We start from the raw sequence: 11,987 nt of genomic DNA on the forward strand, positions 1-11,987 counted from the left end.
AAAGTTCGACATTTTGATTGAAATGGCATAATAATTAAAAGAACTAAATAAGAATACTTGTAAATACTAAAGCATTCTGAGTAATTTCGTATATTCAATTAATAATATCCGGAGAGAATTTTTATGTTATCCAATCGTCTTAAATATCTTTTTTTAAACTTAGTCTCCATTTTCCTTTTGTTCAGCATTACAGCTTTTGGACAAAGTGATTCCTATAAACAATACAGTTTTGACCGCAAGGTTGTAATTGTTATTGATCCAGGACATGGTGGTTCAGACGTTGGAAAACCAAGAAGTAAAAGTTATTATAAACATGAATCTGACCTTAATTTAGATATTGCTTTTAGGCTAGGTGGTTATTTGGAAGAAAGAGTCAAAAATGTTGAGGTAAAATACACCCGCAAAACAGATAGAACCGTTTCTCTTGAGGAAAGAGTCAATTATGCCAATAGTGTAAAAGCTGACTATTTTATAAGTATTCATTGTAATTCTCTTTCAAATAAAAGCTACCATGGTACTCAAGTCCATATTCAAAGTAAGAAGTTTCAAACCTCTTATGCTTTGGCCAAACAAATAGATCAGGACTTTATTAGAGCAGGTCGAAAAAGTAGAGGTATTAGGGAGAGAAGCGATAGAGGGCATAACTTGCAAGTCATTCAATATACTGAAATGCCAGGTGTTTTGGTAGAGTGTGGCTTTATGAGCAATGCAAAAGAGGAAGCTTATTTGAACTCAGGAAAAGGACAAACTTATATAGCATCTGCATTGTTCAGGGCAATTCGCGATTTCGAAAACAAGAGGCCACGTCCACAAGCAGATAGAAGGTATCCATATTATAGAGTACAAATTGGATCTACCACCAATCCCACTGCTGATCTAAAATCAAAGAAAATCAAAAACTTGAAAATGAAAGTTGATCCACAAAAAGAAGGAAAAGTATATTCTCTTTTGGTGGGCAGAGAATATGAGAAAAAAGTGGCAGACCAACTTGCTAAAACAATTAGAAAAAAGGGATTTAAAGACGCTTATGTTAGAAAGTTTGATGCTCCAAAGCCAAAACCTGTGACACCAAAAAAAGTTGAGGTACCTGCAGTGAAAGAAGCAAAGGTTGCAGTTGTTAATACCACTGCTACAAAAGATACTACTAATTCAAGCAAACAGAATGATAAACTCGCTGACCTGCACTTCTACAGAATCCAAATTATGTCAAGTGTAGATGATGTGGATCTAAATAAAAGAGAATTCAAAGTATTAGGCTACCCTGTTTTTCTATTTTATGATGAAGAATCGAAAAATGCTTATAAATATCAGGTGCTAGTAGGAAAAACCTATTCCAAAGAAGAAGCACAAAAAATCCTCGCGTCAGTAAGACAAAAAGGGTTTCCTGATGCTTTTATAGTTACTGTGTTAGAAAACCAAGCAAGGAAACCCCATAAACAATTATTACCGTAGCGTATTAAATTTCAAACTTTCGCTTCCAGTACATATTCTTTTTGAATTAAATTCAACATCGTTTCATCAAGAAGCTGATCTAGGTCTTTTTCGTTTTTCAACATTTGTTTTAAAACATCAAGGATAGCATCATCATGAACTTGATCGGCATACATTAATATATTTTGATACCCTGTAAGATCATTGGAGTGCAATTGTCTTATTGTAGATAAAATTGCAATATCAGTGATATTATGATTTGATGTGTTCTCAAGTATCATATTCATTTCCTTGATCATACCTAAGCTACATTCACAGATATCTCCTACTTGATTCTCGTGAAGGTCTGTAAATAATTCATCCAAAAAATCTATATGTTTTTGAGCACTTTTTTCACAAATAGCCAAAACTCTTTTTAATCCAACAGATTTCACACGCATTCCCAATTCATGATACACACCAATTTGCTGTGTTTCAGAATCATATCTATCTTTCATTTGATGAATAAATAAATCTCTTAAATCTTCAAATTGTTTCATAATGATCTAGTTTTAGATGATTGACAATATATTTTTTATACACAACCTCATCTGAATTACACTATAAGTGTAATTCACACACCTAAAATAACGCCATTAAAAATCAGTTTCAATGACAAAAATCACTAGAAAAAATTTCCTTATCATCATGACATATTTAAACTATATCCTATATTTGTTATACAAAAGAAATGAAATGAAATGAAGCGAAAAAGAGCAGATTCACAGAAACTGCTCTTTTTTTATTTTCATCATTATCTAAAACTTTATAATACTTCCCTAAAATAGTTTCATGCCTTCGTAAACATTTGAATTATTCAATGGCTGAATCTGCCCTCTGAAACTTAATTCAATGTTCTCTGTCTGAGCTCTTACCTTTACATTGGCAAAATTTCCTTCACCATCCATTGTGAAACTCATACTGGCCATCATAATTGGGCCTTGAACATTAAAGCTCACATTCACTCTACCATTTTCCATCTTCTCCACTTCGTAGTTCGAGATTTTACCTTCCATAGTAATACCTCCTACCCCATTCAATCCCACAATTCCATCAAAACCTAATTGAAAAATGGCATTATTACCTACCACTTTTACAAAGTTGATAGTGCTGTTCACATTCTCAATATTTCCATATCTATCGTAAACCTGTGTAGCTTCCAAAACAAATGTTCCACTATCAATCCCTTGCACTGCTTGTTCATGAATGATCATTTCCAATTGCTTTGCAATTAATCTTTTCTCTTCTCTTTCTTTTTTCTTTTCTAACCTTTTCTGAGCTCTCAACTCTTGTTTGGTCAACGGTTTATCTTCTTTAATTTCTTGAGCAAAAACATTAGAAGTAATAAATAGAGAAATTGTAACGATAAATATTTTAATTAAGTTCTTCATAGTATTTTAAGCTTTTCAGTTTTCAAATTATTTTTTACAATTGATTGAACGATTGAATAGTTTTCAAGGTTAAAATGATTAAATCTTGTTAACAATGAGACAATATGAAATAAGGATTGAACTATATAAAAAATAGATAATCATGAAAGAAATAGGAATCATCTCTGATACACATAGTTATATTGATGATAAAATAGTAGAGCATTTAGAAGGTTGTGATGAAATATGGCATGCTGGTGACATTGGAGATCAATATGTTATGGATGAATTGAAAAAGGTAGCACCTACAAAAGCCGTTTATGGAAATATTGATGATGGAAATCTTAGAGTAGAATATCCTGAGGAAGCTATTTTTGAGATAGAAGGCGTGAAAGTGTACATGATTCATATTGGTGGCTATCCTCCAAGGTATACAACTAAATTAAAAAAACGTTTGAGTGAATTGAAACCTGACTTATTTATATGTGGGCACTCTCATATTCTAAAAGTAATTCCTGATCAAGACAGAAAATTGCTTCATATCAACCCCGGAGCAGCAGGAAGACATGGTTTTCATAGAATGAGAACTTTAATTCGTCTAAGAATCGACCAAGGGAAACCAAAAGATCTAAAAGTTATTGAGTTAGGGTTAAGATCTAAAATATAGAATACCAGTTAATTAACTGAAAACAATGACAACAATCAACTTTTATTAACATCTACATCACCACTGTATGTGTTCAAAATACGCTTAATTTGTTATTGAAAGTTATGAGATGAGATAATGCTAGCAAACTGAAAATATTTTTAACAATAAAAATCAGTTTCTAAAGCGTGACACAGATAGGCATCGGGCGATTTAAGTGCTCGATGCCTATTTTTTCTTTTATTTTTTCAAATAGACCATAAAACTGCTATTCAAGTGTACTTACTTTGATGTATTAATCAATCAAATAGAAGACAAACCTAATTCTATATTTTCAAACACAATTTTATTAAATGAATAATTCATCAAAGCTACTTGAAGTTGTTATCGTCATGTTCCGACTGGGATGTATTGCTTTCGGAGGACCTGCCGCTCATATTGCCATGCTTGAAAAAGAAATTGTAGACAAAAGAAAATGGATGAGCAGTGAACATTTTCTTGACTTAATAGGAACTACAAACTTAATTCCTGGTCCTAATTCTACTGAAATGACAATGCACGTTGGGCATGAAAGAGCTGGTTTTCCTGGACTTGTTCTTGGAGGAGTTGCATTTATCTTTCCTGCCGTTGTAATTACTGGCATTTTAGGTTGGTTTTACACCGAATATGGAGAACTCCCCAATGTTGCACCATTTATAATAGGTATAAAACCTGCGGTTTTGGCCATAATAATGAGTGCAATTTTTAAACTTGGTAAAAAAGCATTAAAAGGCGTCGAGGTAGGCATATTAGGTCTGATAACTCTTATTGCTTCATTGTTAGGAGTCAATGAAATAATTGCTTTATTAAGCACTGGAGTTTTAGGTATCCTTTATTTTAACCTCAAAAATGACCATCATTCAAATAAGAAAGCTTTTTTGCCTTTGCTTTTCACTTCTGTGCCGATAAAAAGCATTACTACTTCCAAAATTTTCTTCACCTTTCTAAAAGTTGGAGCTGTATTATACGGAAGCGGTTATGTCCTTTTTGCCTATCTTGATGCAGAATTAGTAAAAAATGGTTGGCTTACAAGACAAGAATTAATGGATGCAATTGCCATTGGGCAGTTTACTCCCGGTCCCGTTTTATCTACAGCTACTTTTGTAGGTTTTCAACTTGGAGGAGTATGTGGAGCTATCATGGCCACTTTAGGAATTTTTCTTCCCTCATTTATCCTAGTCCTTTTGTTAAACCCTCTTATTCCAAAACTAAGGGCCTCTAAAAATGTTGGTTATTTTCTTGATGCTGTAAACATAGCGTCAGTGGTAATAATGATCAAAGTATTATTTGAAATGGCCCATACTTCACTCCATGACTGGCCAAGTGTTTTTATTGCTGCTCTGAGTGGTATTATCACCTTTAAATTCAAAAAAGTGAACAGTATGTGGATTATTTTAGGAGGAAGTTTATTGGGGTATCTTTTGTAGTTAGTATAAGGTCATAATTGCATTTTCTTATCATTATCTAAGTCAATGGTTTTAATTCATTGGCTTTTTGATTTTTGTTACTGATATTTTTTCTAATTTCGTTGCTTAAAGTTCTTTAATTACCATTTTTTTAAACTCCTATAGAAGATCATGTGCGGAATTACAGGTTTATTTGCCTTCAATGAAATCGGACGAATGCAAGCTATTCATATGCATAAGGCAACAGAAGTTATTGCCCATAGAGGACCTAATGCTTCTGATGTTTATAGTAGTCATTTCGTTCACTTAGGCCATAGACGCCTTTCCATTATTGATTTATCAGAAGGTGCTAATCAACCCATGCATGATGCTTCAGGTCGTTATACCATTGTCTTTAATGGTGAAATTTATAATTACCAGGAGATAAAAGAACAACTAAAGAACAAAGGAGTCAACTTTGTCACAAGTTCAGATACAGAAGTATTGCTTTACGCATATATTCATTATGGTAAAGAATGCATCAACTTATTTCATGGTTTCTTTGGCTTTGCTATTTATGACAATGAAGACAACAGTCTGTTTATAGCAAGAGACAGAATGGGTATCAAGCCATTACTTTATTCCATTGATGAGGATAAGGTTGTTTTTGGTAGTGAGATGATCTCTTTATTACAATTTGGAATTGAGAAAGAAGTAGACCCTACTTCAATTTTCCAACTGCTTCAGCTTACATATATTCCCACTCCTGATTCTGTCTTCAAGAACATCAAGAAATTGCCACAGGGTCATTACATGTTTATTAAAGGTAAAGAAGTCAGCATTGAACCTTACTATCAACTTAAAAAACAATGTATATCTCCCTTAAACCTTACATATGAAGAAGCACAGGAAGAACTTCTAAAAGTGATGGATGCTTCTATCAAAGAAAGAATGGTTTCGGATGTACCTTTAGGCGCTTTCCTAAGCGGCGGAATTGACTCTTCAGCTGTTGTTGCCATGGCGTCAAAACATACCGAACAGCTTCAAACTTTCTCTATTGGATATAAAGATGAACCTCTTTTTGACGAAACACATTATGCTGAATTAGTCGCCAAAAAGTACAATACAGATCACACTGCTTTCAAGCTGACTCCCGACGATTTTTACAATCACTTATTTGGGATGCTGGACAGTTATGCAGAACCATTTGCAGATGCATCTGCTTTGGCTGTAAATATTTTGTGTAGAGAAACAAAAAAGAAAGTTACTGTAGCTTTATCAGGAGATGGTGCAGATGAAATGTTCGCTGGGTACAATAAACACTTGGGTGAATGGAAATCCAGAAATCAAGGTATTTTGGCTAAAGTAATCAAAGCAGGACTTCCTCTATTAAAACAACTTCCTCAAAGTAGAAATTCTGCTTTAGGGAATAAATTCAGACAAGCAATTAAATTTGGAGAAGGCCTTAAACTTTCCCCACAAGAAAGATATTGGTTCCAATGCTGTTGGAGGGACACGGAAACGACAAGAAGCTTGCTTTCTCTAGACTTTAAAAAACAAATAGATGAATCCGCGTTTTTACAAAGAAAAGCACAGCTAACACAGCACATCAACGGAGAAGGAATCAATGATGTTCTATTCTCAGACCTTGATGGTTTATTAGTCAACGATATGCTTCATAAGGTAGATTCTATGAGTATGCTGAATAGTCTTGAAGTACGTGTTCCATTCTTGGATCATAGAGTAGTTGAGTTTGCCATGAGACTGCCTTCTGAGTACAAAATTCATGGTAATATGAAGAAGAGAATTCTACAAGACGCGTTCAAACCTTTACTCCCTGAAGAATTATATAAACGACCTAAGCATGGCTTTGAAGTTCCATTGATGAATGGATACAAAACTGCACTGAGAAGTTGGGTAAATGAGATGCTAGATAAAGACTTTGTTGCAAATCAAGGAGTCTTTGATGTCAACTATACAGAAAGCTTGAAAAATACAATCTTTAATTCTTCCAATTATGATCAGAATCAGGTATGGTCAATTTTAGTATTGCAGAATTGGTGGAAAAAATATAATCCTTCGTTAAATAAGGCTTAAAAATATAATTTTGTCAAAAAAATTACTTTAATTCGGATAAATTAATGATATTAAGTAATCTGCCTCATTGGGGTATTTTACGAGTGTATATACACTTTATTAATTTTTTTATCTATCTAGGATTTATCCTATTGGAAGTTACCAACTACAAATTTTTTAGAAGGTGCGCATAAGAATAATCTTCAATCTCCGTAACAAGGGTGCAATTTTACCCTTCCACCACCAAAAACTTGTTCAGAACATGCTAAAAATAGCTTGTGCTGATAATGACTTATTCGACAACGCCAATTTCACTTTTTCTGGACTTAAAGGACAGACGAAAGTTGGCCGAGAAGGTCTACATTATTTTTCAAAAAAAGCAACCATAGTATTAACTAGCCCAAATAAAGAATTCGTTGATAGTATAGTGAATGGGTTATTTAGAGAATCTCATATTCTTCTAGGTAATTTGATGTTACAAGCTGACAGTGTTGAGGTAGAAGAAGTTCCTCAGTTCAGTGAATCTATGAAATACCTTTGTATTTCTCCCATTGTCCCTTTCCACGACATTCAAGGGCTGAATAATAAGATGTTTGTCAATCCTATGAGTGATGACTTCTCTGATATGTTGTATGATTCTACAATGTTCAGAATGGAAAACTCAGGTTTGTATACTCAGGAGCAAATTGCGTCTTTTTTCAGGTTCCAAGTTATTCCTGATCAAGACTATTTAGCAAGAATCAATAGGATGGATAAAAAGTTTGCCCGTATCTATTCTGTAATTAAGAATGGAGAAATCAAGGAAGCAAGAGGTTATACCCTCCCATTTGAAATTTTAGCAGCTCCAGAAGTACAAGAGTTTATCTATCACAATGGATTTGGTGAGTTGACAGCCCATGGATTTGGTATGCTAGACATTCCGTATTTCAATCCAGAAAAGAAACCTTACATCGTCGGTGAAGAAAATTCTAGTTCAGAATAAGTAGCTTAGGCGTAAAACATAATATAAAAACAATCAAGGTGATGACGCCAACAACTTTACGTTTGGTGTCAACACCTTCTTTGTATAAGGAAGGCGGGTGATGTAATCCAATAAACCTTGAAAGAAGAAGACCAAAGACCAACCAACCTGTATAACCCGTTGCCGCCGGATAAAATGTCACCGTTACAAATTGAGCTGTAAAAATGCCCATTGCATAAAGAGCAATTGTGACTTTCTCTTTAAACAGTTTCATGGATACAAAATATAAATAAAGAAGATATAGCGGAGCATAAGAAAGAAGATATTCATGACTGTCATTGGCTGAAAATAAACCTAATCCTCCCCAATATAAAAATGCAGCAAATGTAAAAGGTAGAAGCTGATGAAATCGTTTATATCCTATAATACTATATAATGCATGTCCTCCATCCAATTGTCCAAAAGGCAAAAGATTTAATGCTGTAAAAAAACAAGCCAAGAAACCTGCAAACAAATAAGGATAATGCATCATTTCATGTGGATTCGGTACTAATGATGGATCTGGAGCAACAAAATTTTTGAAAAACTCAAATAACAAGTTAGTACCAAACATCATATCTTCGCCCTCTCCCAAATTATCATATACATGATTCGCATAATCTAAACCATACTCCTGATATTCGGGGTGAATCTGAAAAATATATTCTTGAGGAGGCAAATGTGTAAAGCCATAAAATAAAACAAACAAAGCGGCCACAAAACCTGCTAAAGGACCTGATACACCTACATCAAAAAACGCATTTCTTGACTTGATCATGCTTTTGATTTTGATGAATGCTCCAAAGGTTCCAATAGATGGTAAAAGATTAAAAAACCAAACTGGAAGGAAATAAGGTAAGGTAACTTTTAGTTTGTGGTATTTGGCAGTAAAATAATGTCCGAATTCATGTACAGTTAATATCCCAAGAAATGATACTGAATAAGAAAGAGCTCCTAACCATTGTTCTAGTGTAATAGGATCAACAATAACACGTTTTACATAGACCCATTCAAGCCCTGCAAAGGTAGTCGCCATTAATGTTACTACGAATAACAGCAAGTGTTTCCACCATACCATTCCTACTTTTTCATCCTTTTTTTCGGGGATTTTAAACTTTGAAAGGTCTATTTCTTGCTTCGTCTCTTTATTTTCTTCCATATTTTAATTCCATCAATAAGTCTTGCAAGTTAACTTTGTAGCTTGGATCATACAACAAAAAAAGAAAATGATAGAAAAGAAGCATCTTCATGAAGAATTTACAGTACCTAAAGCAGGAAAACAGGTACGTTTGGATCATTTTCTATCTTTAAACCTTCCTAATAAAAGTAGAAACATCATTCAGAAGAAAATTAAAACTGAAATGGTGACTGTCAATGATAAAAAGTCAAAGGCAAGTTACCTGGTTAAACCGGATGACGTCATTCGTTGGTATGAACCTTTTAATAAACTTACAGAATTGCTAGAGTATGATTATCCCTTAGAAGTACTCCATGAAGACAGTGAGTGCATTGTAATCAACAAGCCTGCTCTGATGCCTATGCACCCTGGGCTAGGGAATTATGGCAATACTGTTCAGAACGCATTAAAAACTTATTATAGAAAAACGGATCAGAAAGAGGTACTCTTAAAAGACTGTATTGTTCAGCGTTTGGATAAAGATACAAGTGGAGTATTGGTTTTAGCGAAAACTGAACGTGCTAGACAATTTTTAAGTCAGCAGTTTAAGAAAATGAAACCTCACAGAATTTATAATGCTTTGGTGTGGGGAAATGTAAAAGAGGATCAGGGAACGATTCATCAACATATTGGGAGGCATCCGGAAAATGAAAGAAGTATTGAAGTTTCCGTGGATAAGTCTTTTGGCAAAGAGGCTGTAACGCATTATAAGATACTACAGCGTTATTCTAAGTTCACTTTGGTTGAATGCAGGTTGGAAACAGGTAGAACGCATCAGATCAGAGTTCACATGCAATTCCTTGGTCATCCCCTCGTTGGTGATCAACGTTATGAGGTTTCCTATTTAATACTAGACCAAAAAGTTCAGAATCAGATCGGGCGTCATTGTCTACATGCTAAAACTTTACATTTTATCTCTCCCCTTGATCAAAATACCGTACTGGAATTTGACTCCGCATTGCCTTCAGATATTACGGCACTGATAAAAAGTGTATAAAATAAAAAAAGACAAGCCCATAACGAACTTGTCTTTCTCTTGAATTGGTTGGCGGAACAGACGGGACTCGAACCCGCGACCCCCTGCGTGACAGGCAGGTATTCTAACCAACTGAACTACTGCTCCAGTCATCGGTTTTTGAAAGTTTGATGAAGACTTGTTGGCGGAACAGACGGGACTCGAACCCGCGCCCCCCTGCGTGACAGGCAGGTATTCTAACCATCTGAACTACTGCTCCAGTCATCGGTGTTTGAAAGTCTGATGAAGACTTGTTGGCGGAACAGACGGGACTCGAACCCGCGACCCCCTGCGTGACAGGCAGGTATTCTAACCAACTGAACTACTGCTCCAGGTCGCTTTTTAAGAGGCGTTTTTCTTAAAAGCGATGCAAATATGCACCCTTGATTTGGATAATCCAAACTATAACGGGTATTAAAATTGTAATTTTATCTTAACAAAATCATAATACTCTGATTTACAACAATAAGATAAATCACAAAATCATATCAAAAAGTTGAACATATCTTGATTTTCGTTGAGAAGCTCAAATTTATAACCTCCTTGAGTCATTCGTTCTGTCAAACTATCGAAGTCTGAAGGGTACTTTACTTCAATCCCAACAATAGCTGGAGCCTTCTCTCTGTTCACTTTTTTCGTGTATTCAAAGTGAACAATATCGTCATTTGGACCTAAGACTTCAGCCAAGAATTCTCTTAAAGCACCTGCTCTCTGAGGGAATCTCACCATGAAATAATGTTTATAACCTTCATATAAAAGAGAACGTTCCTTGATCTCCTCCATACGTCCGATATCATTATTAGACCCACTTACTACACAGACTACTCTCTTTCCTTTTATTTCATCTTTGATAGCATCCAAAGCCGAAATCGATAAAGCTCCTGCAGGCTCTACTACAATAGCATCCTCGTTGTATAGACGCAAAATAGTCGAGCATACTTTTCCTTCAGGTACTAAAATAACATCTTCTAAAAACTGCTTTGCGATTTTAAAAGTATTATCACCCACTCTTTGTACAGCGGCACCATCCACAAATTTCTCAATTTTAGGTAATGTTACCACTTCATCTTTGTCAATAGATACCTTCATCGCTGGAGCGCCTTCAGGTTCTACTCCTATCAGCTTTGTATTAGGGCTGATTTGCTTGAAATAACTTCCTACACCAGATGACAGTCCACCACCACCAATTGGCATTACAAGGTAATCTATATCGTCCTTAGCGTCTTCTAAGATCTCTAGTCCCACCGTACCTTGACCTTCTATTACTTTAGGATCATCAAAAGGATGGATAAATACTCTTCCTTCTTCCTCACAACGTTGCATGGCTGCAGCATACGCATCATCAAAAGTATCTCCAGTCAGTACTACTTCCACCATATCTTTTCCCCACATTCTCACCTGACTTACCTTTTGGTTTGGTGTTGGGGCTGGCATATAAATCACGCCATGAATACCTAGCACTTTACAAGAATAAGCTACACCTTGAGCATGATTGCCTGCACTCGCACACACAATACCTTTCTTCTGCTCATCAATTGATAAAGATGAAATCTTATTGTAAGCGCCTCTCAACTTGTAAGAGCGTACAATCTGAAGATCTTCTCTCTTCAACCAAATATCAGCCTGATACCTTTCAGACAAGTTCATATTTCTCATTAAAGGTGTTCTAGTAACAACATCCTTTAATTTTCTATGTGCTTTTACGATAGATTCCACACTCGGTAAACCTACCAATTCTTCTGTTTCTGCCATGATATTACCCTTTGATAAGGGCGGAAGTTTTTAGTAAAATAGATTTAAGTATTTAAA

10 protein-coding genes and 3 tRNA genes are annotated in these 11,987 nt (G+C 35.1%); 6 read left to right on the top strand and 7 right to left on the bottom strand.

The window, feature by feature from the left end; genetic code table 11:
- Positions 1–177: 177 nt before the first annotated feature.
- The gene (locus tag AVL50_RS15470) at positions 178–1,452 is read left to right on the top strand and encodes an N-acetylmuramoyl-L-alanine amidase (protein ID WP_062617383.1); all 1,275 of its coding nucleotides are present in this window, start codon (positions 178–180) and stop codon (positions 1,450–1,452) included.
- Between the two features lie 11 nt (positions 1,453–1,463).
- Here the strand turns inward: AVL50_RS15470 and AVL50_RS15475 are convergent, their stop codons facing one another.
- Together AVL50_RS15475 and AVL50_RS15480 are read right to left on the bottom strand one after the other, a co-directional pair.
- Complete coding sequence (locus AVL50_RS15475; protein ID WP_062617384.1) at positions 1,464–1,970, bottom strand: ferritin-like domain-containing protein; 507 nt, start codon at positions 1,968–1,970, stop codon at positions 1,464–1,466.
- Positions 1,971–2,249: 279 nt separating this feature from the next.
- A complete protein-coding gene (locus tag AVL50_RS15480; RefSeq protein ID WP_062617385.1) occupies positions 2,250–2,861 on the bottom strand; it encodes a DUF4251 domain-containing protein in 612 nt (203 codons plus the stop codon).
- A 142-nt stretch (positions 2,862–3,003) separates the two neighbouring features.
- Between AVL50_RS15480 and AVL50_RS15485 the strand changes: the two genes are divergently transcribed.
- From AVL50_RS15485 to cas6, 4 genes are all read left to right on the top strand, one after another.
- Entirely contained in the window at positions 3,004–3,507 is a 504-nt protein-coding gene (locus AVL50_RS15485) for a metallophosphoesterase (RefSeq protein ID WP_062617386.1), read from the top strand.
- Positions 3,508–3,839: 332 nt separating this feature from the next.
- Positions 3,840–4,952 (top strand): chromate efflux transporter, encoded by a 1,113-nt coding sequence (gene chrA / locus AVL50_RS15490; protein WP_062617387.1) that lies wholly within the window; start codon positions 3,840–3,842, stop codon positions 4,950–4,952.
- Positions 4,953–5,102: 150 nt separating this feature from the next.
- Entirely contained in the window at positions 5,103–7,007 is a 1,905-nt protein-coding gene (asnB, locus tag AVL50_RS15495) for an asparagine synthase (glutamine-hydrolyzing) (RefSeq protein WP_062617388.1), read from the top strand.
- Positions 7,008–7,248: 241 nt separating this feature from the next.
- A complete protein-coding gene (cas6, locus tag AVL50_RS15500; RefSeq protein ID WP_062617389.1) occupies positions 7,249–7,968 on the top strand; it encodes a CRISPR-associated endoribonuclease Cas6 in 720 nt (239 codons plus the stop codon).
- Here cas6 and AVL50_RS15505 read toward each other — a convergent pair.
- Entirely contained in the window at positions 7,955–9,145 is a 1,191-nt protein-coding gene (locus AVL50_RS15505) for a site-2 protease family protein (protein ID WP_253764290.1), read from the bottom strand. The genes cas6 and AVL50_RS15505 overlap by 14 nt on opposite strands.
- 67 nt (positions 9,146–9,212) lie before the next feature.
- Between AVL50_RS15505 and AVL50_RS15510 the strand changes: the two genes are divergently transcribed.
- Positions 9,213–10,160 carry an RluA family pseudouridine synthase gene (locus AVL50_RS15510; protein ID WP_062617481.1) on the top strand — a complete coding sequence of 316 codons (948 nt, stop codon included), beginning with the start codon at positions 9,213–9,215 and terminating at the stop codon, positions 10,158–10,160.
- Between the two features lie 49 nt (positions 10,161–10,209).
- Here the strand turns inward: AVL50_RS15510 and AVL50_RS15515 are convergent.
- From AVL50_RS15515 to ilvA, 4 genes are all read right to left on the bottom strand, one after another.
- A tRNA-Asp gene (locus AVL50_RS15515) sits at positions 10,210–10,286 on the bottom strand.
- A gap of 35 nt (positions 10,287–10,321) precedes the next feature.
- Positions 10,322–10,398, bottom strand: a tRNA-Asp gene (locus tag AVL50_RS15520).
- Between the two features lie 35 nt (positions 10,399–10,433).
- Positions 10,434–10,510 (bottom strand) — tRNA-Asp (locus AVL50_RS15525).
- 151 nt (positions 10,511–10,661) lie between these two features.
- Positions 10,662–11,930 carry a threonine ammonia-lyase gene (gene ilvA, locus AVL50_RS15530; protein WP_062617390.1) on the bottom strand — a complete coding sequence of 423 codons (1,269 nt, stop codon included), beginning with the start codon at positions 11,928–11,930 and terminating at the stop codon, positions 10,662–10,664.
- Between the last annotated feature and the right edge of the window lie 57 nt (positions 11,931–11,987).

The organism is Flammeovirga sp. SJP92 (genome assembly GCF_001583495.1).
Lineage (GTDB): Bacteria > Bacteroidota > Bacteroidia > Cytophagales > Flammeovirgaceae > Flammeovirga.